The organism is Bacillota bacterium (genome assembly GCA_040757205.1).
Taxonomy (GTDB): Bacteria; Bacillota; Desulfotomaculia; order Desulfotomaculales; family Desulforudaceae; genus Desulforudis.
Window position 1 is genome coordinate 273,493 of the sequence record JBFLXL010000001.1, and the last position, 21,209, is coordinate 294,701.

20 protein-coding genes, 1 tRNA gene and 1 pseudogene are annotated in these 21,209 nt (G+C 61.3%); 17 read left to right on the top strand and 5 right to left on the bottom strand.

Annotated elements, in window-relative coordinates; translation table 11 throughout:
- Positions 1–26 precede the first annotated feature (26 nt).
- Both AB1402_01325 and AB1402_01330 read right to left on the bottom strand, forming a co-directional pair.
- Positions 27–1,616: a 1,4-alpha-glucan branching protein domain-containing protein gene (locus AB1402_01325; GenBank protein MEW6540242.1), complete on the bottom strand. Its 1,590-nt coding sequence runs from the start codon at positions 1,614–1,616 to the stop codon at positions 27–29.
- A complete protein-coding gene (locus AB1402_01330; GenBank protein ID MEW6540243.1) occupies positions 1,616–2,344 on the bottom strand; it encodes a DUF4912 domain-containing protein in 729 nt (242 codons plus the stop codon). The genes AB1402_01325 and AB1402_01330 overlap by 1 nt, the downstream gene beginning before the upstream one ends.
- Before the next feature lie 443 nt (positions 2,345–2,787).
- On the opposite strand from AB1402_01330, the gene AB1402_01335 reads away from it, so the two are divergent.
- From AB1402_01335 to AB1402_01375, 9 genes and pseudogenes are all read left to right on the top strand, one after another.
- The gene (locus tag AB1402_01335; GenBank protein ID MEW6540244.1) at positions 2,788–3,207 is read left to right on the top strand and encodes a CoA-binding protein; all 420 of its coding nucleotides are present in this window, start codon (positions 2,788–2,790) and stop codon (positions 3,205–3,207) included.
- A gap of 183 nt (positions 3,208–3,390) precedes the next feature.
- On the top strand, positions 3,391–6,660 hold the full coding sequence (locus AB1402_01340) for a DNA polymerase III subunit alpha (protein ID MEW6540245.1): 3,270 nt from the start codon (positions 3,391–3,393) through the stop codon (positions 6,658–6,660).
- A 117-nt stretch (positions 6,661–6,777) separates the two neighbouring features.
- A complete protein-coding gene (gene mtrB / locus AB1402_01345; protein MEW6540246.1) occupies positions 6,778–7,017 on the top strand; it encodes a trp RNA-binding attenuation protein MtrB in 240 nt (79 codons plus the stop codon).
- Positions 7,018–7,109: 92 nt separating this feature from the next.
- Positions 7,110–7,298 carry a glutamate decarboxylase gene (locus tag AB1402_01350; protein ID MEW6540247.1) on the top strand — a complete coding sequence of 63 codons (189 nt, stop codon included), beginning with the start codon at positions 7,110–7,112 and terminating at the stop codon, positions 7,296–7,298.
- Between the two features lie 30 nt (positions 7,299–7,328).
- Positions 7,329–8,165, top strand: a pseudogene (gene accD, locus AB1402_01355) (acetyl-CoA carboxylase, carboxyltransferase subunit beta).
- A gap of 7 nt (positions 8,166–8,172) precedes the next feature.
- Entirely contained in the window at positions 8,173–9,120 is a 948-nt protein-coding gene (locus AB1402_01360) for an acetyl-CoA carboxylase carboxyltransferase subunit alpha (GenBank protein ID MEW6540248.1), read from the top strand.
- 100 nt (positions 9,121–9,220) lie between these two features.
- Positions 9,221–10,183, top strand: coding sequence for a 6-phosphofructokinase (gene pfkA / locus AB1402_01365; protein ID MEW6540249.1), 963 nt, complete (start codon positions 9,221–9,223; stop codon positions 10,181–10,183).
- 18 nt (positions 10,184–10,201) lie between these two features.
- Positions 10,202–11,959, top strand: a complete 1,758-nt coding sequence (pyk, locus tag AB1402_01370) for a pyruvate kinase (protein MEW6540250.1) — start codon at positions 10,202–10,204, stop codon at positions 11,957–11,959.
- 84 nt (positions 11,960–12,043) lie between these two features.
- Complete coding sequence (locus tag AB1402_01375) at positions 12,044–12,643, top strand: DedA family protein (GenBank protein ID MEW6540251.1); 600 nt, start codon at positions 12,044–12,046, stop codon at positions 12,641–12,643.
- A 12-nt stretch (positions 12,644–12,655) separates the two neighbouring features.
- Here AB1402_01375 and AB1402_01380 read toward each other — a convergent pair whose 3' ends face one another.
- Positions 12,656–12,853 carry a hypothetical protein gene (locus tag AB1402_01380; GenBank protein MEW6540252.1) on the bottom strand — a complete coding sequence of 66 codons (198 nt, stop codon included), beginning with the start codon at positions 12,851–12,853 and terminating at the stop codon, positions 12,656–12,658.
- 275 nt (positions 12,854–13,128) lie between these two features.
- On the opposite strand from AB1402_01380, the gene AB1402_01385 reads away from it, so the two are divergent.
- Positions 13,129–14,349 carry a cofactor-independent phosphoglycerate mutase gene (locus tag AB1402_01385; protein ID MEW6540253.1) on the top strand — a complete coding sequence of 407 codons (1,221 nt, stop codon included), beginning with the start codon at positions 13,129–13,131 and terminating at the stop codon, positions 14,347–14,349.
- 68 nt (positions 14,350–14,417) lie between these two features.
- On the opposite strand, the gene AB1402_01390 is transcribed toward AB1402_01385, so the two are convergent.
- A complete protein-coding gene (locus tag AB1402_01390) occupies positions 14,418–15,011 on the bottom strand; it encodes a superoxide dismutase (GenBank protein MEW6540254.1) in 594 nt (197 codons plus the stop codon).
- Positions 15,012–15,264: 253 nt separating this feature from the next.
- Between AB1402_01390 and AB1402_01395 the strand changes: the two genes are divergently transcribed.
- Positions 15,265–15,936 carry a LysM peptidoglycan-binding domain-containing protein gene (locus AB1402_01395; protein ID MEW6540255.1) on the top strand — a complete coding sequence of 224 codons (672 nt, stop codon included), beginning with the start codon at positions 15,265–15,267 and terminating at the stop codon, positions 15,934–15,936.
- A gap of 105 nt (positions 15,937–16,041) precedes the next feature.
- On the opposite strand, the gene AB1402_01400 is transcribed toward AB1402_01395, so the two are convergent.
- Positions 16,042–16,129: transfer RNA gene (locus AB1402_01400), tRNA-Leu, on the bottom strand.
- 287 nt (positions 16,130–16,416) lie between these two features.
- Between AB1402_01400 and AB1402_01405 the strand changes: the two genes are divergently transcribed.
- The 6 genes from AB1402_01405 (at position 16,417) to AB1402_01430 (ending at position 20,984) form a co-directional block, all read left to right on the top strand.
- Positions 16,417–16,638, top strand: coding sequence for a NifU family protein (locus tag AB1402_01405; GenBank protein MEW6540256.1), 222 nt, complete (start codon positions 16,417–16,419; stop codon positions 16,636–16,638).
- Positions 16,639–17,008: 370 nt separating this feature from the next.
- The gene (gene rny / locus AB1402_01410) at positions 17,009–18,550 is read left to right on the top strand and encodes a ribonuclease Y (protein MEW6540257.1); all 1,542 of its coding nucleotides are present in this window, start codon (positions 17,009–17,011) and stop codon (positions 18,548–18,550) included.
- A 24-nt stretch (positions 18,551–18,574) separates the two neighbouring features.
- Positions 18,575–19,363: a TIGR00282 family metallophosphoesterase gene (locus AB1402_01415; GenBank protein MEW6540258.1), complete on the top strand. Its 789-nt coding sequence runs from the start codon at positions 18,575–18,577 to the stop codon at positions 19,361–19,363.
- 99 nt (positions 19,364–19,462) lie between these two features.
- Positions 19,463–19,723 carry a stage V sporulation protein S gene (locus AB1402_01420; GenBank protein ID MEW6540259.1) on the top strand — a complete coding sequence of 87 codons (261 nt, stop codon included), beginning with the start codon at positions 19,463–19,465 and terminating at the stop codon, positions 19,721–19,723.
- 116 nt (positions 19,724–19,839) lie between these two features.
- The gene (locus AB1402_01425) at positions 19,840–20,652 is read left to right on the top strand and encodes a PHP domain-containing protein (GenBank protein MEW6540260.1); all 813 of its coding nucleotides are present in this window, start codon (positions 19,840–19,842) and stop codon (positions 20,650–20,652) included.
- Positions 20,653–20,714: 62 nt separating this feature from the next.
- Positions 20,715–20,984: a translation initiation factor 2 gene (locus tag AB1402_01430; protein MEW6540261.1), complete on the top strand. Its 270-nt coding sequence runs from the start codon at positions 20,715–20,717 to the stop codon at positions 20,982–20,984.
- The last annotated feature ends 225 nt before the right edge of the window (positions 20,985–21,209 follow it).

Genomic DNA, 21,209 nt, shown 5'->3' on the forward strand with positions numbered 1-21,209 from the left:
CCGCCGCCAAAAAGGGGGACTGTCCCCTATTTTGCGGCGCCTGCGTAGACGGCATAGTCGATTTCCGGAAAGATGTTGTCTTTTTGCTCGAGTTCATCCAGCCATGGGGGCTCGATCCGCTTTTCCCGAATCTGGTGCCACAACCCCTTGAAGTTCAGCAGGTGGGTCTTGGTCCGCCGCACGGCGTACTCCACCATGGTATTGGTGGCCATAATGAAGGCCCAGTCGCTGGCCTGGGCGAGCAACAACTCGCGTGCCGCCTGGTTCAACGCGCGGCGCTCCAGGTCGCCGGCGCGCGGGAAGTCGCGGGCGAGCGCAATCATTTGCTCCGCCGCCCAGTGAAGATGCCGGTAAATCCAGTCGTTGGTATTGTTCAGCCAGACCTCATGGTAACCCTTGTCGCCCCAGCTTGATGGGCAGGGAACAGCAACCTGGTTGCAAGGGAAGCGTTTGAGGTATTCCGAGGGCGTGGTCAGCTCCACGGTATTTTGGTCGTAGGCGATCTTGCGGGCAAGTATTTCCAGCCAGTCGGGCCCTTCAAACCACCAGTGTCCGAAAAGCTCGGCGTCGTAGGGGGCCACGATCAGAGGCGGCCGGTCCATGACCCCGGCCAAGTAGCGCACCTGATGTTCGCGGTTGAACATGAAGTTGCCCGCGTGCTGGTCCACCTTGGCCCGGGCCCACCGCGGGACGTAAGGCTCCTTATGGTCGCCGGCGCCCGTAATCCGGTAGTATTTGAAACCGGTGTGCACGCGCAGGCCGTTTGGGTGAATGTAAGGTTTGACGTACTCGAAATCCAGGTCGAACCCGATGTCCCGGTAGTACTCACGGTAGTCGTAATCGCCCGGATAGCCCTCTTTGGCGCTCCAGACCTGTTTTGACGATTCTACGTCCCGCGCGAAGGCGGCCACCCCCGACGGGCAGTAGATCGGGGCGAAAATCCCGAAGCGCGGGCGGTGCGAAGCGAAAAGCAGGCCGTGGGTATCGGTGAAGAAATAGCGGAGGTTGAAATCTTTCAAGATTTCGTCCAATCCGGCGATATAGGCGCATTCCGGGAGCCACAGCCCGGCGGGATCCCGGTCGAAGCACCGGCGGAAAGTGTGGACTCCGATTTGAATCTGGGCCCGGACCGCCTCGGGATGGACCATCATAAAAGGCAGGTAGCCGTGGGTGGCGGCGCACGTAATCAACTCCAGCAGTCCCGTATCAAAGAGGTTTCTGAAAGCCCGGATCAGGTTGCCGCCGTAACGGCGGGCATAAGTATCCCTGGCACCGTGCAGACGGCCGTGATACATCAGGGCTGTTTCGTGATACGGCGTTCCACGGGTACGGTGCACCTCCCGGTCCGCGAGTCCAAGCATTTTGTCCAGATGCTGCAGGTAGCGGTGTTGCAGGAAGGGGTCCTTAAACATGGATAAAAGGGTCGGCGACAGAGAGACCGTCAGCTTGAACGGCACCCCGTCGTCCAGGAGCCGTTCCAGGCTCCAGATGAGCGGGATATACGTTTCGGTGACGGCCTCGAAGTACCATTTTTCCTCCAGGGAATAGGAGTGCTCGGGGTGCCGCACAAAGGGCAGGTGGGCGTGCAGCACCAGCGCCAGGTATCCCTTGGCCACTAGTTTTCGCGCCTCCTTCCAGTCACCATTTCCGGCGAGCTGATCCCGAGCGGGCCGGCGCCCATACGCTCCTTCATCTGTTCGATCAACAGCGGGGAACTGGTCCCGAATTGAATCCTGGTGAGCGAGCGGTAAATGTCCTCGATCCACATCCACTCTTCGTCCAGGCGGTCGGAGAGAGTGGCGCGGGGAGTGGTGACCGTATTGGAACGCAGCAGGAACACGAATTCGCCGTTGGGCATCAGCCGGCCCAGATCCACGCAATAGGTCCGGTCGGGGCTGCCGACCTCTATGTGCCAATTGTCCGCCTCGCCGGACAAAGGGATGTCCACGTAGCTTAAGGCGTTGCCCCCGTTAAACCCCTCGACGCCGGTAACGTCGTACACCCGGAGCACGGGGCGGGAAACCTGCCACGCCCTGCGGCCGCGGCCGGCCTGGAAGTTCTCCTTGGCCGCCGCCATTTCCCAGTATGCGTACAGCCAGAAAGGGTCCCGGGCCATCAACACCAGACGGTCCTGTCCGTAGCTCCGGGGTAGCTCCAACACGTGATGCGGGGCCCAGGAGACCGGTCCGGGATCCGGCGCTATTTCGCGGGCCAATTCAAGGTCGAATTCCCGCGGGCTGATGGTCTGCACCGTGGGTTCCGGGGCTTTGCCTTTGCGGATCAATAAAAAAATCCCCGCGACCAGGGCAAGCAGGCCGATAATCACCCAGATTAACGCAGTCATAATGACGCCCCCTTTGCAAACACTAATTATTAAGGAGAGACTTTGCTCTCTCTCTGTAAAAAATTGAAAAGCGGCGGAAACCTGTTTTAGTATTCCCCCGGCCCATGGCTTTATTTAAAAAAAGATAATGCAAAACTGGAGGTTTAAGCTTCGGGAACAGGTGCATCCCTACACGGGCGAACCGCTCTCGGTGGCGCCGCTGACCTGGTCCCACGCCACCTTTTGCCAGGTGGTGTTAAGCTATCTGGCCAAATGGGACTTCCTCCAAAACTTGTCGCCGAACCCGGAAAAGAGTTATGATTAGCCGGGATGTGTTTACGAAGACCCGGTTTGGTGCGTGCCGGTATTTACGAAGACCGAGCTTGGTGTGCCTCGGGGCTTTTTCAAGGCCGCCCCGGGAGCTTCTTAATAGAATACCCTACCATAAAGAGGATGAGTGAAAAATGACTGCTGAAGTCTCGGACGCCGATCTCCGCGCCCTGTTGAGGGCGTGCCGCCGGGTGGCGGTGGTGGGCCTTTCGCCCAAACCGGACCGCGCAAGCCATCGGGTGGCGGCCTATCTCCAGGCCAAGGGTTTCCACATCATCCCAGTCCATCCCCAAGCCCGGGAGATTCTCGGCGAGCCGGTCTATGCCCGCCTGGAAGATGTGCCCCCACCGGTGGACCTGGTCTACATCTTTCGCAATAGTTCCGAAGTGCCGCCGTTTGTGGAGGCGGCCGCCACGCTTGGCCCCCTGGCGGTCTGGCTGCCCCTGGGGGTGACCAGCCGGGAGGCGGCTGAGGTGGCGCGGGCCCACGGCTTCGTCCTGGTTATGGACCGCTGTATGATGATCGAGCACCTCCGGCTCATGGAGGAGCCGTAAATGGTACACGTTGTCTTGATGGAACCCGAAATCCCCAACGCTCATGAGCCGTACCGGTGTACGAGGCGTAAGCGCCGGCAGGGCTTCGCGGGACTGCGCTTTAGCCGTGTGCAAACTCTTCCCCCTCCTGGCAGGAAACCCCGCCGGCGTTCCCGAATCCCTACCGGGGAGGCGAAGGTTTTAGTGACTGATTTCGTACATCTGCACGTGCACACCGAATACAGCTTGTTGGACGGTGCGGCGCGCATCAAGGACTTGGTCCGGCGGGCGGCCGAGCTTTCGATGCCCGCGTGTGCGATTACGGACCACGGGACCATGTTCGGGGTGGTCGAGTTCTACAAGGCCTGCCGGAGCGTGGGCGTCAAGCCGGTCATCGGCTGCGAGGTCTACGTGGCGCCGCGCACCCGGCACGACCGCCGGACCGGCATCGACGACAAGCTCTCACACCTGGTGCTCCTGGCCGAAAACGAGCGGGGTTACCGGAACCTGCTCCGGCTGGTCTCGCTCTCCTTCACGGAGGGCTTCTACTACAAGCCCCGGATCGACCGGGAGATCCTGGCGGCGCACCGTGACGGTCTGATCGCCCTCTCCGCGTGCCTGGCGGGGGAGATCCCGGAGCAGATCCTGGCGGGCGAACGGCAGCGGGCCGTCAAAACGGCTTCCGAATACCGGGACCTCTTTGGGGGGAATTTCTACCTGGAGCTTACCGACCACGGCCTGCCGGGACAGGCAAAAGTCAACCGGGCCCTGGTCGACATCGGCAAACAACTGGGGATCGGGCTGGTGGCGACCAACGACGTCCACTACGTGGAGCGCACACACGCTGAAAACCAGGATATCCTCCTGTGCATCCAGACGGGGAAGACGGTGCATGACGCCGGGCGTCTGCGGTTTGAGGGCAGCGAGTTTTACTTCAAGAGCGCAGACGAAATGGCCCGGCTGTTCGCGGAGTTGCCCGCGGCGTTACAGAACACGCGGTTCATCGCCGAACGCTGCAACGTCGGCCTGGACTTTGAAACGCTCCACTTGCCGGAATACCGCGTGCCGCCCAACCACACTCCCGACACCTACCTGGGCGAGCTGTGCCACCAGGGCCTGGCGAAAAGGATGTCGGAGGCCGGAAGTCGGAGGTCGGAGGGGGAGGGGGAGCCCCTTTCCGACCTCCAGCATCCTGCGTCCGACCTCCTTTCCCGGCTCGACTACGAGCTGGGGGTGATCGCGGCAATGAATTACAGTTCCTACTTCCTGATCGTCTGGGATTTCATCCGGTTCGCCCGCGACAAGGGCATTCCGGTGGGGCCGGGCCGAGGCTCGGCGGCCGGCAGCCTGGTGGCCTATTCTCTGGGCATTACCGACATCGACCCTCTTGCCTACGGCCTGCTGTTCGAAAGGTTCTTGAACCCGGAGCGGATCTCCCTGCCGGATATCGACTCAGACTTCTGTTTCGAACGCCGGGGGGAAGTCATCGACTACGTATTCCAAAAGTACGGCCGCGAGTGTGTGGCCCAGATTATCACCTTCGGGACTCTTGCTCCCCGCGCCGCCGTCCGCGACGTGGGGCGGGCGCTGGGGTTGGCCTATGACAAGGTGGACCGGATCGCCAAACTTATTCCCGGCGAACCGGGCATGACCATCGAAAAAGCGCTCGCGACCCCCGAATTAGCTGAACAGTACGCCCGGGACGAAGACGTGCGCAAGGTGACCGAAATGGCCCGCGCCCTTGAAGGCATGCCCCGGCACGCCTCCATACACGCCGCCGGGGTGGTGATCGCCAAAGAAAAACTCACTGACTACGTACCCTTGTACCGCACCTCAGACGGAGTGGTGGCTACCCAGTTCCCCATGGAGGCCGTCGAGGAACTCGGTCTCCTGAAAATGGACCTTTTGGGCCTGCGCACCCTGACGGTGATCGGGGATACGGTGCAATCGGTCCAGCGTCACCGGGGCCGAAAGGTCGAGATGGCTGGAATCCCGCTGGACGACCCGCCGACCTACGATCTCTTGGGGCGCGGGGATACCGCCGGCGTCTTTCAGCTGGAGTCCATCGGGATGCGCAACATCCTGCGCGAGCTTCGCCCCGAGGTTTTTGAAGACGTAATCGCTCTCGTGGCCCTGTACCGGCCCGGACCCCTGGGCAGCGGAATGGTTGAGGACTTCGTCAAACGTAAGCATGGCGAGACTGAGGTGTCCTACCTCCATCCGAAGTTGAAGCCGATTTTGAGAGACACATACGGAGTGATCCTGTACCAGGAACAGGTCATGCGCATCGCCAGCGACCTGGCCGGTTTCAGTCTCGGGGAGGCGGATCTTTTGCGCCGGGCCATGGGCAAGAAAAAGCCCGAGATCATCGCCGGGCTGCGGGACCAATTCCTGGGCGGCGCCGTGAAGCACGGCGTCGACCCGGCGGTGGCAGGTCAGATCTTTGACCTCATGGCTTATTTCGCCGGCTACGGCTTCAATAAATCCCACAGCGCCGCCTATGCGCTGATCGCTTACCAGACCGCCTATCTGAAGGCGAACTACCCGCTCGAATATATGGCGGCGTTGTTGACGTCGGTCAGGGACAACTCGGAGAAAGTCTCCAATTACGTGGAGGAGTGCCGGCGCCTGGGGATCGAGGTGCTGCCGCCGGACGTCAATGAGAGCGGTAAGGACTTCACGGTGGTGGGAAACAAGATCCGGTTTGGGCTGGCCGGCATCAGGAATGTGGGCTCATCAGCGGTGAAAGCGGTGATCGAGGCCCGGGAACAGAACGGGCCGTTTTCGAGCTTGCCCGATTTGTGCACCCGGTTGGACGGGAAAGTGGTCAACAAAAGGGTGCTGGAGAGTCTGATCCGGGCGGGCGCCGCCTCCGGCTTCGGTCTCCGGCGGACACAGCTTCTGGCCGTGCTGGACGAGGCCTTGAGCTTCTCGCACCGGCTGCAGAAGGAAAGGGAATCGGGCCAGTTAAGCCTCTTCGGGGATTGGGGCGGGGAGACGGCTCGTGCACTCTCTCCCGAACTTAAGATACCGCATCTCGTTGAGTTCGAGCGCCGCGAGCTTTTGGCCATGGAAAAGGAAATGCTCGGGCTGTACTTGACCGGTCACCCCCTGCAGGAGTTCAAGGACACCTTGCGCCGCCTGACGACCGGCGACACCGCGGAAATTCCGGAGTTAAACCCGGGGCAGCAGGTCATCCTCGGGGGCTTGGTGGTCGGGTTGAAGATGATCACCACCCGCAAGGGGGAGCCGATGTGTTTCTTTTACCTGGAAGACCTGACGTCACGGACCGAGATCGTTGTTTTCCCCAAAGTATATGCCCGTTTCCGGCACCTGTTGCGGCCGGACGCGGTGATACTGGTAAACGGCACCGTGAACAATAACGGCGAAGGTAACAAGGTTGCGGCCGATAACATCACGGACCTTGAGTCCGGCACCTCCGGCCTTTTCGCCGGCCACCCGTTCGGAGGATGATAGCCGCAGGTAGCGGCCCATTACCGTCAGCTCTGCATTACCGTTCGTATCCTTGTCAACCAGGTTTTTGATGTGGTATCATGCAGCAGAAGTTGGTCAAACGAGGTGCAAAGCAAAATGGGTGATTCCTGGGTGTCCGAATACGTAATCATCAAAGCCCTGGAAAACGGGGTTACCATCATGGGTCTTACCCGGGGGCGGGAAACCAAATTCCACCACACAGAAAAACTGGACCGCGGTGAAATTATGGTGGCCCAGTTCACCGAGCACACGGCGGCGATCAAGATCCGGGGCCGGGCTGAAGTCTATACCAGGCACGGGATAATCCGCACGGAGAATCACAGTATCCAGGGCTGAGACTCTGGATATAATTCTTTCCAGTCAGAAAAGGAATTCCAGACCGAAGGGGGAAGGTACTTTTGTTGACTGGAAGGAATGGAGGTTTTCCCGTGTGGACCGTAGTATATATCACCCCGAACGTGACTGAAGCGGAAACCATCCGGGACCACCTGAGCCGAGAGGGTGTGCTGGTGCGGTTGCGCAAGGCCGGTCCGGCGGACAGTGACGGCCAAACCCTGGAGATCCTGGTGCCTGAAGCCGAGGTCGGCGAAGCGCTCGAAGTGCTGAACACCTTGTAGGGACGATCGGGACGAGAGAGGTGGAGAACCGTTTTCGACTTTTTTAAGAAACCGAAGTACTTCACGGTCCGGCCGGAGACAAAGCGGGAGATTCCGGAGGGCCTCTGGATCAAATGCCAGTGCGGGGAGATTCTCTTTGCCAAAGACCTGGAGCGGAACCTGAAAGTCTGCCAGAAATGCGCGCACCACTTCCGGCTCACCGCGAGGGAAAGAATGCAGATCACCCTGGATACGGAGGATTTCGCGGAACTCGGCGCCGATCTTGGGCCGCGCGACCCGCTGCAATTCCCCGGCTATGCCGAGCGGCTGGCGGCGAACCAGGAGCGGACCGGACTAAATGAAGCCGCGGTTGCCGGCGAGGGAACCATCGGCAGTCACCGGGTCGTGTTGGTGGTCATGGATTCCCATTTTATCATGGGCAGCATGGGCACGGTGGTCGGCGAGAAGGTGGCCCGGGCCGCCGAACACGCCGTAACCAACGCCCTGCCGCTGGTTGTGTTTTCCGCGTCCGGCGGGGCCCGGATGCAAGAGGGGATCCTTTCCCTGATGCAGATGGCCAAAACGGCCGCAGCCATCGGCCGGTTGGACGATGCGGGCTTGCTCTACATTTCGGTGCTTACCGATCCGACCATGGGCGGTGTCAGTGCCAGCTTTGCCTTCCTGGGAGACGTCATTCTGGCCGAACCGGGCGCACTCATTGGGTTTGCCGGGCCGCGGGTGATCGAGCAGACCATCCGGCAGAAACTTCCGGACGGGTTTCAGCAGGCGGAGTTCTTGAAGGAGCACGGTTTTGTCGATGCGGTGGTGCCCCGCAACCGGCTGAAGGATACACTGGTCAAGATTATTGCCATGCATCAAGCGGGGTGACACACTAATGCCGACTGTGTACGACTTTGAAAGACCGATCTCGGAACTGGAAACCAAGATTGAGGAGCTAAAGCAGTTTTCGGTCGAGAAGGGACTGGACTTGAAACAGGAAATCGAAGTGCTCGCCGAACGGGCGGCCGCACTCAAAAAGGACATCTACGGCGACCTCAGCCCCTGGCAGAAGGTGCTCATCGCGCGACATCCGGACCGGTTGGGCTCGCGGGACTACATTGAGCGGTTTTGCTCCGAGTACATTGAACTCCACGGAGACCGGGCGTTCGGCGACGACCCTGCGGTGATCGGTGTTATCGGCCGGATGAACGGCTACGTGGTTACGGTGGTGGGTCACCAAAAAGGGCGGGACACCAAGGAAAACCTGGCCCGCAATTTCGGCATGGTTCACCCGGAGGGCTGCCGGAAGGTGTTGCGAATGGCCAGGCAGGCCGAGAAGTTCCGGCGCCCGCTGATTTGCCTGCTTGATACCCCCGGGGCGCACTGCGGCATCGGGGCGGAAGAGCGCGGGCAAGCCGAGGCCATCGCCCGAAATTTGGCGGCGCTCAGCACCCTGCGGGTGCCGGTCGTCGTGGTGGTGATCGGTGAGGGGGGTAGCGGCGGCGCCCTGGCGCTGGGGGTCGGCGACCGCCTGTTGATGCAGGAACACGCCGTCTTTTCCGTCAGTTCCCCGGAAGCCTGCGCCAGCATCTTGTGGAAGGATGCGGGCCGGGCCCGTGAAGCCGCGGAAGTGCTGAAAATGACCGCCCAGGATCTGCTTTCCCTGGGGGTGATCGACGAGATTGTTCCCGAACCCTTGGGCGGCGTCCACCGGGACCCGGCACAAGCGGCGGAGATGCTTCGGGAAAGCCTGTTCCGGAACCTTGATGAACTATGCCGGATGGACCTCGAACAACTGCTGCGGGCCCGCTATCATAAATACCGGACAATCGGAAACCTATAAATATAAGGAACGCAAAAGGCATCATCCCCGACCTGTCGGGGGTGTTTGTCTATGACCACCGGTTTTAGCCATTCTTGATTGCCGGAAGGAGAAGCGGGTTTTGCAACGGATAGGGGTTTTGACCAGCGGCGGCGACGCCCCCGGGATGAACGCCGCGATCCGGGCCGTGGTGCGCAAAGCCGTTTATCACGGTCTCGAGGTGATGGGTATCAGCCGCGGTTTTGCCGGGTTCATTGAGGCGGACATCGGACCCATGCAGGTCGGTTCGGTGGCCGACATCATCCACCGGGGCGGAACCATCCTGCGCACCGCCCGGTCGGACGAATTCCTGACGCGCGCGGGCCGGGCGCGCGCCTACCAGAACGTCGAACGTTTCCGTATCCAGGGGCTGGTGATCATCGGCGGGGACGGCTCCTTCATGGGTGCCAAGCTCTTTCACGAAGAGTTTCAAGTACCGGTGGTCTGCATTCCGGCCACGATTGACAATGATATCCCCGGCACCGAGCTTTCCATCGGGTTCGATACCGCCGTCAACAACGCGGTGGACGCCATCAACAAGATCCGGGATACGGCCACGTCGCACGAGCGGCTGTTCATCGTGGAAGTGATGGGGCGCAGGGCCGGGTTCATCGCCCTGGAAGCGGGTCTCGCCGGCGGGGCGGAGTCGATTCTGATTCCGGAGCTGCCGTTCTCGGTGGAAGAGGTCTGCGACCGGCTGATGCGCGGCTACCGGCGCGGCAAGCTGCACAGCGTCATCGTCGTCGCGGAGGGAGCGGCAAGCGGCATCGAGTTCGGGCGGGAAATTAAACGAATCACCGGCTTTGACACCAAGGTGACCGTGCTGGGCCACCTGCAGCGCGGGGGCACCCCGACCGCCCAGGACCGGGTGCTGGGGAGCCGCTTGGGGGCTCTCGCCGTGGAACTCCTGATGGAAGGGCGGCGTAAGCTCGCGGTGGGGATGCAGCACGGCCGGGCGGACCACCGGGATCTGGATGAAAGCCTGCAGGGAAAGAAGGAAATCGATCTGGAAGCATACCGTCTGGCCGGAATCTTGTCAATTTAGACCCGGGGGTGGAGTATTTTGCGCCATACCAAGATAATCTGCACCGTCGGCCCCGCCTCGGAGTCGGTCGAGGTGCTCTGCCGGATGATCGAGTCCGGCATGAACATCTCCCGCCACAATTTCTCCCACGGTTCCCGGGAGGAACACCGCCGCCGCATCAACAACGTCCGCGCCGCCGCCGCCCGAACCGGCAAAACGGTCGGCGTGATGGTCGATCTCCAGGGGCCGAAGATCAGAATCGGGAACCTGGACCCGGAACCGGCCGAACTCAAGGCCGGGGAAGAACTGACCCTCACCACCGAGCCGATCAAGGGAGACCGCCGTCGCATTTCGGTCGATTACCCGCCGTTGCCCCGGGAAGTGGGACCGGGCAACACCATCCTTTTGGGCGACGGCCTGGCCGGTTTGGAGGTGTTGCGGGTCGAGGGGCGCGAGGTGCTCTGCCGGGTGATGAACGACGCCCTGCTCACCAGCCGCAAGGGTGTCAACCTGCCGGGCGTGCGGACCTCGATCCCCACCGTCACCGAAAAGGACATCCGGGACCTGCATTTCGCCTTGGAGCTGGGCTTCGATTTTGTGGCCGCCTCGTTCGTCCGGCGGGCCGAGGACATCCTTTCCGTGCGCGCCATCCTGGAGAAGTTTGAATCCGAAGCCCACATCGTGGCCAAGATCGAGACTTGGGAGGCGGTCGAAAACCTGGACGACATCATCAAGGTGACGGACGCCGTAATGGTGGCCCGCGGGGATTTGGGGCTCGAGATCGCCGCCGAGGAAGTGCCCCTGGTCCAAAAGAAGATTATCGCCCGCTGCAATCTGGCCGGCAAGCCCGTGATCACTGCGACCCAGATGCTGGAATCAATGATTCAGAATCCGCGTCCGACCCGGGCTGAGGCCAGTGACGTGGCCAATGCCATCCTGGACGGTACGGACGCCGTGATGCTCTCGGCCGAAACCGCCACCGGGGAGTATCCGGTGGCGGCGGTGGAGACCATGGACCGTATCGCCCGCCGCGCGGAAGGCGACCTCCCGTACGGAATGCTCCTTCAGCAGCGGCACCGGGACATCTCCCGCCGCACGGTCACCGACGCCATCAGCTACGCCACCTGTGCCACCGCCGCCGACCTCGGCGCCGCCGCTATCATCACCGCCACCCAGACCGGGTACACGGCGCGGATGGTGGCCAAGTACCGGCCGGCCCGGCCGATCGTCGCGGTAACCCCCAGGCAAGACGTGGTGCGGCGCCTGGCCCTGTTGTGGGGGGTGCAGCCGGTATACGTTGAAGAAGAGATCGAGGACACCGACCGGATGATCTCCGCCTCCATTCAAGCCGCCCTGGCCGCCGGCCTGATCCGTGGCGGCGACCTGGTCGTCATCACCGCCGGCGTGCCGGTGGGCACGCACGGCAGCACCAACCTGCTTAAGGTGCACACCGTCGGTAGTGTGCTGGCCCGGGGCACCGGAATCGGCAACCAGGCGGTCACCGGCAGCCTGAAAATCGTCCACAGCGCAGAGGAAGCCCAGGCCAAGATCGAGCCGGGGGACATCCTGGTCACCCGGAGCACCGACCGGGACTACGTGCCGGCGATCGAAAAATCGTCCGGAGTAATCACCGAAGTCGGCGGGCTGACTTCACACGCCGCCGTGGTGTGTCTGCAGTTCAACCTGCCGGTGATTGTGGGGGTTGCCGGGGCGACCGAAACGCTGGACGAAGGGGCGATCGTGACCATCGACGCCCTGCGCGGGCTGGTCTACAGCGGCGCCACGCGCGTCCTCTAAACACCGGCCGGCCCCGCCCGGGTAAATCTGCCGCGGATGCGGCCGGCCCGGCGGGGTATCCTAAGCCCGGGGAGGGGATGACCGTTGGAGTCCGTCCTCGACTCTCTGTCGGCGTTGGGACTGGGCGGCGTGGTGCTGGGAACGGTTTTGGAATCCCTGGGAGTACCCTTCTTTCCGGGGGCGGCGGTCATGATTTTAGCCGGGGTGCTGGTGCACCAGGGAGACCTGAGTTTCCCGTTTACGCTGGCGGCGGCTTTCGGCGGGTACACCGCCGGCTCGGTGCTGGCCTACGGGCTCGGCCGGAACGTGGGCACCCCGTTTTTCCGGCGTTACGGCCGCTTCCTCCACATCACGCCCGAGAGACTGGAACAGGCCCAAACCCTGCCGGCCTGTTCGGCGGGCTTGTTTGTGCTATTGGGCCGCTTCGTGCCCGGAGTCGGCAACCTTACGCCTTACTTGGCCGGTTTGGCCCAGCTTCAGGTGGGCTGGTTCCTTTTGTATAACTCGCTTTACGCTCTGGGTTGGGGAACCGTGTATCTTGGTGTGGGGATGTTCTTTGGTTCCCAGTGGCCGGCGATCTTAAGCTTCATCCAGCCGCGCCTGGTCGGAATCGCCGTGCTCGGGGGGCTGGCGGTGGTGGCGGTCTTGGCGCACCTGGACCGCAAACGCAAAGCGCTGGTCTAGGCGCTTTGCGCTCTAGGGCCTGGGGTGGGCACAGAAAGCCTTGATGCAGTTTCCGCGGGAACTGCGGAACAGGTCTTTGAACAGCCGGTCAAAGAGCTCCCGTTTCAAGCAAAGGACACTGCTCGGGTTTATCGGGGTGCCGTTGACAAACATATTGAAATATACCGTATCGTCCACTTCCCGGACCACGGTCAGCGTATAGCGGTTCAATCCGGTTACCCTCCTGCTTCCGAATTGTTGGACTCCAAACGTCTGTTCCCGCTTCCCTCCGGCTATTCTATGCAGATGCCGGCTTGATAGGCCCTGTACGCATGCCCGGAGGCACCTTTTCGCTTGGTTTGGCGAACACAGCATAGTTTGCGGGAAATGATTTGACAAGCGGGCGTTTTTCCCTGCTCAGCGGGGGTGGTTTTCCAGGCGAATGCAGGAGGCGGGCTTTTGCGCGCCGAACAGTCACCCAGTTACGGGAAGGAGCGTGAGTCGTCTTGAAATTCATCGTGTTGGTGGGAGATGGAATGGCGGACGAGCCCCGGCCGGAACTGGACGGGCTGACGCCGCTGCAGTATGCCCGGACGCCACACATGGACCTTGTGGCGGCCCGGGGGGAGATCGGGCGGGTGCGGACGGTACCGGCCGGGTTTCCTCCGGGCAGCGACGTGGCCAACCTTTCGGTGATGGGCTACGACCCGCAGAAGTACTATACCGGGAGGGCGCCGCTGGAGGCGGTGAGCATGGGCATCGCCCTGAAGGAAGAGGACGTCGCCTTTCGCTGCAACCTGGTCACCCTTACCGACGCCCAACCCTACGCAGAGCGGGAAATGGTCGACTACAGCGCCGGTGAAATCAGTACGGCCGAGGCCCGCGAACTGATTGTCTTTTTGGACAGAGAGCTTGGCTCCGCTACGCTCCGCTTTCACCCCGGCATCAGCTACCGGCACCTGCTGGTGTGGAGGGGGGGGGCGGCGGAGACCGTGCTGACTCCGCCGCACGACATTCCCGGAATGGAGGTGCGCCCGCATCTGCCGGCCGGGATTGGTGACGGGGTGTTGAAATCGCTCATGGCCCAAAGCGCCGAACTGCTTGCCGGACACCCCGTGAACCGGGAACGCCGACAGCGAAACAAGCGTCCCGCGAACTCCATCTGGTTCTGGGGGCAAGGCCGGCGGCCGGCTCTTCCTCTGTTCCGCGACCTGTTCGGGCTGGGTGGAGTCGTTATTTCAGCCGTGGACCTGATCAAGGGCATCGGGCTTTGCGCCGGCCTGGAGAGCATTGAGGTGGAAGGTGCGACCGGTACGATTCACACCAACTTCCGCGGGAAGGCGGCCGCGGCCCTGCAGGCGCTTGGTTCCGGGGCCGACTTTGCCCTGATCCACGTGGAAGCTCCGGACGAGGCCGCGCACCAGGGGGACTTGGAGACCAAGATCAGAGCGATCGAGGAAATCGACCGGCAGGTGCTCGGGGAGGTCCTGCGCGGCGTGAAAGACATCGGTCCCTTCCGGATAATGGTGCTTCCGGACCACCCCACGCCGGTCCGCACCAGGACCCATTCGGACGATCCGGTGCCGTTCGCCGTCCTCAGGGAGGGAGACGGCGGCGGGCCGCGGTCGGACTGCGGTTTTGACGAGGTTTCGGCGGCGCAAAGCGGCCTCTATTTCCCCGCGGGTTACGAACTGATGCCCTACTTCGTCCACGGGAGCAGGCGGTAGCGATAAGGAGGCCTTCCGGCGGCACCGGAAGGCCTGTCGGCATGGAAAGCGCGGGGTTGCGGCCCTTTTTAGCCCCTGGCGGCCTGCAACCGGCGGTTTACGTCGTCCCAGTTCACCAGGTTCCACCAGGCTTCAACCCAGGCAGCGCGTTTGTTTTGGTATTTCAGGTAATAGGCGTGCTCCCAGACGTCACAGGCCAAAAGCGGTACACTGTCCCAAAGCGCCAGATTCTGGTGCTTTTCCACGGTAAGCACCTCCAGGCGTCCGAACTCCCGGTTCCAGCAAAGCAGCGCCCATCCGGACCCCTCGACCACCGTGGCGGCGGTCGAGAAGTACTTTTTGAAGATCGCAAAGCTCCCGAAGTCCGCCTCAATCCGGGCCGCAACGGCGCCGTCGGGAGGCCCGCCTCCGTCCGGGCGCATGTTTTCCCAGAACAGGGTGTGCAGTTGGTGACCGGCGCCGTGGAAGGCCAGCTCCCGCTCCCAGTGCTTCACCAGCGCGTAGTCGCCCCGGTCGCGGGTTTGGGCCAGCTTGGCCTCGGCGTTGTTCAAGCCGTCCACGTAGGCCTTGTGGTGGGCATCGTGGTGCAGCCGTACGGTCTGCTCGTCCAGGTGGGGTTCCAGGGCGTCGTAGGCGTATGGCAGAGAAGGAAGACTGTGCATTGATCCCGGCCTCCTTTTTGATTTATCCTAATTCTGACACATTTGTGACCGGATCTGCAAGTCCGGCCCGGCACTCCAAGCACCGGTCAGCGGAGCACACCTTAAGGCGACGCGCGGCCATCCACACCCCCAGACGGCTCACACCCTGCCCCTTGAGAGCCCCAGCGGCAATCCACGAAGCGATGCGCGGCCATCGGCGGCGCCTGGACATCGCGAGCCTACGGCCCAATGTCACTTGGGGCGGTTGGGGCATATGATGCGCTATACCTTTCCGAAAGAAGGGCGATTGGCCGTGCATCATCACAAGATAAAACCGGGTGACACCCTGTTCAAGATCTGCAAGGGGTTCTCCATCAAGATGGACGATGTGTTGAAAGTCAACGCGCACATCAGGCGCCGGCCCCACCGCCTAAAGGTGGGCGAAATCATTGTGCTCCCGGTGCGGGACGCCCAGGACTGCCTGGTGATCGCACCTAGAATCGAACAGTTCCTTCCGGCCGGAGCCACGGTGGTCGAGACTCAGGAAATCAGATTAAGCGGCCGGAGGGTGTCCGAGCGGGTGATCATTTTCCGGACCGATCCCCGGACGAGCGGGGTGGTGGTGATCGACTTCACCTGCGTCGGCGGCTGGCGGGTGGTATGGCGCCGCGAAGGAGTCAATCTGCCGTTGCGGGTGTCGGCCACGGGCCGGATTACGAGCGATGACCGGGTGCAGGTGGTAATCGGGTCGGACAACGGGACCGGTCAACCGAACTGGTTCTTCGTTCTGGGTTGGGAGGACGAACGCCCAACGGTGCTGCTGGACTGGGAACAGGCGCCCGCCAACGCCGGGTTCCGGGTGGAGAGCGGTGCCGTGGAAGTGACGGGGCCCGCCGGGCTGATCCGAAGGTACAACTGGGACGGCCGGCAGATCGTCCGGGCGTAACAAGAAACAAGCCCGCGGCCGAGCGGCCTTGGGGCCAGGCAGAAACAAGAGAGCACAGGCACCAAACACTAAAGCCTCCCGAATCCCGGGAGGCCTTGATCTTCCTGGTGCCGAAGGTGGGAGTCGAACCCACACGGGTGTTGAGCCCGCCGGATTTTGAGTCCGGTGCGTCTGCCAGTTCCGCCACTTCGGCTTAATGCAAATGAATTATACCACACCCGGCACGGAGCGGGCAAGAAAAGACGACCCCCAGCAGGACTCGGAATCCCTGCTGTGGCCCGACCACTTAAGATCGTGTGTCAGTCCTTTAACCCAATTTCTGCCGCCGGGGGCGTGCGCAGTCCCAGGGAGAAAGCCCGATTGTTCGCAAAGAAAACTTCGGAGTTGGTTTTGCGCCGGAGGCGGTTAGCCTTTTGCATAATCCTTCTTGACAAGGTAAACTATGAGCATAACAAAATGTATGCGCGGGGAGGTCCGGATGTGAGGGAAAAGGTCGAGGAAGTGCTGAACAGGGTTCGTCCCTTTTTGCAGCGGGACGGAGGAGACGTGGAACTGGTCGAGGTCAAGGACGGTGTCGTCCACGTGCGGCTTACCGGGGCCTGCCGCGGCTGACCCATGTCCACCATCACCCTCAGGCAGGGGATTGAGCGGTCGCTCAAGGAAGCGGTTCCCGAGGTCAAACGGGTGGTCCAGGTCTTCTAAGCCGGAAACCCCCCTTCACGGAGGTTTTGCACCGGTGAAGGGGTTAGGCGGTCCCGCGGCCGGGAAGAATACTATTGCCAGCAAATCTAAATATTGGATCAATTGCCGGAGCTATTGGTAGTGCACGGGGCTTGACCGCAGATTTCCTTGACAAGACGGTGGATAAGCCATTAGAATTATGTTTGGGAGAAAATAGAACTGGCATATACCTTATCGGTTTTTAGGATAAATAACCGAATACGGCTCGCGGGTCACCTGCTCAGGGGCGCTTTTCGGTGATTCCGTGGAGCAGGTGCCGTTCTTTTTCTGCCGGGGTATCCTCGGTTTTTCTATTTTCAATATCCAATTAAATTTTAAGGAGGTGAACTTTTTGCCGGAAAACACAGCAATCATAATCGCCATTGCCGCGGCACTCGTGGCATTTATCGGCGGGTATTTTTTGCGCAAGCTGCTGGGTGAGATGAAGATCTCGTCCGCGGAGGAGCGGGCCAGGCTGGTGCTGGACGAAGCGGCCAAAGAGGCCGAATCCAAGAAGCGGGAAGCTCTTGTTGAGGCCAAGGAGGATATCTTGAAACTCCGGAACGAGGTGGAGCGGGAGAGCCGGGAGCGGCGCAGCGAGCTGCAGCGTCAGGAACGGCGTTTGGTTCAGAAGGAAGAGAGCATGGACCGCAAAATGGATGGGCTGGAAAAGAAGGAGGAAAACCTGGCCAAGAGAGAGGCCGGACTGAGCAGAATGCACGACGAACTGAAGGCGTTGCAGCAGAAAGAACTGCAAGAACTGGAACGCATCTCGGGGCTTTCCACCGAGGAGGCCAGGCAGATTCTGCTCCAGGACGTCGAAAAGGAGATCCAGCAGGAGGCGGCGTTGCTGGTCAAGGAGATCGAAGGGCGGGCCAAGGAGGAGGCGGACCGCCGGGCGCGTAACATTGTTTCGCTGGCCATTCAACGGTGCGCGGCCGACCACGTCGCCGAATCGACGGTGGCGGTGATCCCGCTCCCCAACGAGGAAATGAAGGGGCGGATCATCGGGCGTGAGGGGCGCAATATCCGGGCCTTTGAGACCCTGACCGGAGTGGACCTGATTATTGACGACACGCCGGAGGCCGTGATCGTGTCGGGGTTCGACCCGATCCGCCGGGAAACCGCGCGCATGGCTCTGGAGAAGTTGATTTCGGACGGCCGGATTCACCCCGCCAGAATCGAAGAGATGGTGGAAAAAGCCCGCAAGGACATGGAGGTCCAAATCCGCGAGACCGGCGAGCAGGCCGCTTTCGACGCCAACGTGCACGGGCTGCACCCCGACCTGATCAAACTGATGGGCCGGTTGAAGTACCGGACGAGCTACGGCCAGAACGTCCTGAAGCACTCGGTGGAGGTCGCCTATCTGGCCGGTTTGATGGCCGCCGAACTAAGGGCCGACGAAAAGCTGGCCCGGCGGGCCGGACTCCTGCACGACATCGGCAAGGCCGTGGACCACGAAGTGGAGGGTCCGCACGTGACCATCGGCGTCGACCTGGCCAAGAAGTTCGGTGAAAGCCCCGAAGTCCTGCACGCCATCGCTGCGCATCACGGGGATGAAGAGCCGGAGACCGTGGAGGCGGTGTTGGTTCAGGCCGCCGACGCCATCTCGGCCGCCCGTCCGGGAGCACGGCGCGAAACGTTGGAGGCCTATGTCAAGCGACTGACCAAGCTCGAGGAAATAGCGAACTCCTTCTCCGGAGTCGAGAAGGCTTTTGCGATCCAGGCCGGCCGTGAGATCCGGATCATGGTCAAGCCGGACAAAGTGGACGACTTGGGTGCGGTCCGTCTTGTCCGTGATATCGCGCGTAAGGTCGAAAACGAACTTGAATATCCGGGCCAGATCAAAGTCGTCATTATCCGTGAGACCCGGGTGGTCGAGTATGCCAAATAGATAGGCCGGGAGTAGGGGAATGCCGTGCGGCTTCTGATGATCGGCGACGTCGTGGGCCGACCCGGACGCAGGGCTTGCCGGATGGAGGTGGAGCGCCTGGTCCGGGAGTTCGGCGCAGACCTGGTGATCGCGAACGGAGAGAATGTGGCGGGAGGCAACGGAATCACTCGGGAAACAGCGGATGAACTCTTCTCCTGTGGGATCGACGTGCTCACCATGGGTAACCACGTCTGGGACAAGAAAGAGATTCTGGGCTTCATCGAGCACGAGGCCCGGCTCATCCGCCCGGCCAATTACCCTCCCGGCACTCCGGGGGTGGGATATGCGGTCTATCGCACCCGTGAAAACCAGCCGGTCGCCGTCGTCAACCTCTCGGGACGGGTTTACCTGGCTAATTTGGAATGCCCGTTCCGCACGGTAAGCCGTATCCTGGACGACATCAGAAAGTACACGCCGGTGGTGCTGGTGGATTTTCACGCCGAGGCCACTTCCGAAAAAATCGCCATGGGCTGGTACCTCGACGGAAAAGTAAGCGCCGTATGCGGCACTCACACCCACGTGCAAACTGCCGATGAGCGCATCTTGCCCCGGGGTACCGCCTACATCTCCGATGTCGGCATGACCGGCCCCCGGGACTCGATCATCGGGGTCAAGGCCGAAACAGTGCTGGAGAAGTTTCTGACCCAGATGCCGAGGCAGTTCCAGGTGGCCGGCGGACCTTATCAGTTGAACGCCGTTCTGGTAACCGTGGACCAGGATTCGGGAAAGGCGCTTGATATCTCGCGCATTCAAAGGTATGAGCCAGCATCATAGAAATTTTTCCAGTTGTGTTAAAGGAATTCTCAAAATATTGGCGAATACCCATAGAATGTCTTGGCAGCGATTTCCGAAGCCTTTAAGGAGGTTACTAGAATGGAAGTATTAAAGGTTTCAGCAAAGTCCAACCCAAATTCCGTAGCCGGTGCCCTGGCCGGGGTCTTGCGTGAGCGCGGCACCGCCGAACTCCAGGCGATTGGAGCCGGGGCTATCAACCAGGCAGTGAAAGCCATAGCGATCGCTAGAGGGTTTGTAGCGCCCAGTGGAATGGACCTTATCTGCATCCCGGCGTTCACCGACATCATGATCGACGGTGAAGAAAGAACGGCGATCAAGCTGATTGTGGAACCGCGCTAGAAGAATAACCTTAGGTTAAGCCGACACCTTGGCCGTCTCCTTATTGGGGGAGGGGTCAAGGTGTAGTTTTTTGGAGAATAGTATGTTAGGAACCGGCGTTTGAGGAGGGTGAGAGTATGCCTGCGGACCTGCACGTGCACACCACCGCCTCCGACGGCACCCTGTCCCCGGTCCGGGTGGTATGCCTGGCCCGCACTCTGGGTCTCGGGGCGATTGCGATCACCGACCATGATACGGTGAGCGGCGTGGCGCCGGCTGTTCAGGAGGCCGCCGCCCGAGGCGGGCCCGTGGTCATCCCCGGGATTGAGATCAGTGCCAGTCACCATGGGCGGGACGTACACATTCTGGGGTACTACGTCAACACGACGCACAGCGGCTTCTTGGCCCGGATCAGGCAACTGGCCGATAAGCGGAGCGAGAGGGCGGCCCGGATGGTCGGCCGCCTCCGGTCATTGGGCTTGAAGGTCAGTTTGGACGACGTGCTGGAGCTGGCGGGTAAGGCCAGCCTCGGGCGACCGCATATCGCCGATGCCCTGGTTCGCGCGGGGGTGGTCCAGAACCGCGCCCAAGCTTTCAGCCGTTGGATCGGGCGGGACTGTCCCGGCTATGTCCCCCGGGAACCGGTTTCCCCATTGGAGGCCGTGGCGCTGGTCCGCCTCGCAAAAGGGGTGCCCGTCTTGGCGCATCCCGGCACCGCGCGGGCCGACGGCATCATCGCCGAGTTGGCCGCCGCAGGCCTGCAGGGTCTGGAGGTTTATCATCCTGAACACACTGCCGAGCAGGTGCGCCGCTACCTGGACGTGGCCGCCGCGCTCCGGCTGGTGTCGACCGGGGGATCCGACTTTCATGGCGGCGACAACCATGGGCGTCTGGGTGAGGTGCTGGTGGGGCTGAAGGTGGTGGAGGAACTGAAGCGCAGGCGTCTTTGAGTCTATCACCAACCCAAACTACATAGACTATGGGTAAACACCTTATTGGTGGGGGTTTGCCGATGCCGTATGATGTTGGCCGGCTGGAGCAGCGGGTGCGTGAACTCGAGGATAAACTGCTTCAGTTGCGGTTGAGCAGGAGGGTGCTTATGTTGCTCTTGGAGCGGCAGGAGCAGGAAAAAGCCACTTTCCTGGAACGCCTTGCACGCGAGAATCGTCGGTTGATGCGGGCTAACCAGCAGTACGCCCATCACCTCCTTCAAAAGAACCGACAGATCTACGAGCTTGAATCCCGTCTGCAGGTGATCAGCGGCGAGAAATCGAGGCATTAGACAGCTTATCCACAAAACTGTACACATAATGGGAAAAACTGTTAGCAACTTCAGTTAATGGCACCACTCTCAGCACATGTCATCACAGCACAGGGCCTGGTGTCCCTGCCAGGATTATTTGTCAGTGATTGACGGGATAAGATGGCAGGGATAAGTAGTTGAGGGAGCGAAATGCAGAAATCAGGCCATAGACCTGGTTTTTTTATTTGTGGAGAGAAATAACCG

Coding starts and splice junctions, on each gene's coding strand:
- AB1402_01330 (MEW6540243.1), bottom strand. CDS start 2,344: ATGACTGCGTTAATCTGGGTGATTATCGGCCTGCTTGCCCTGGTCGCG.
- AB1402_01335 (MEW6540244.1), top strand. CDS start 2,788: ATGACTGCTGAAGTCTCGGACGCCGATCTCCGCGCCCTGTTGAGGGCG.
- mtrB (MEW6540246.1), top strand. CDS start 6,778: ATGGGTGATTCCTGGGTGTCCGAATACGTAATCATCAAAGCCCTGGAA.
- AB1402_01360 (MEW6540248.1), top strand. CDS start 8,173: ATGCCGACTGTGTACGACTTTGAAAGACCGATCTCGGAACTGGAAACC.
- AB1402_01390 (MEW6540254.1), bottom strand. CDS start 15,011: ATGCACAGTCTTCCTTCTCTGCCATACGCCTACGACGCCCTGGAACCC.
- AB1402_01395 (MEW6540255.1), top strand. CDS start 15,265: ATGATGCGCTATACCTTTCCGAAAGAAGGGCGATTGGCCGTGCATCAT.
- AB1402_01420 (MEW6540259.1), top strand. CDS start 19,463: ATGGAAGTATTAAAGGTTTCAGCAAAGTCCAACCCAAATTCCGTAGCC.
- AB1402_01425 (MEW6540260.1), top strand. CDS start 19,840: ATGCCTGCGGACCTGCACGTGCACACCACCGCCTCCGACGGCACCCTG.
- AB1402_01430 (MEW6540261.1), top strand. CDS start 20,715: ATGCCGTATGATGTTGGCCGGCTGGAGCAGCGGGTGCGTGAACTCGAG.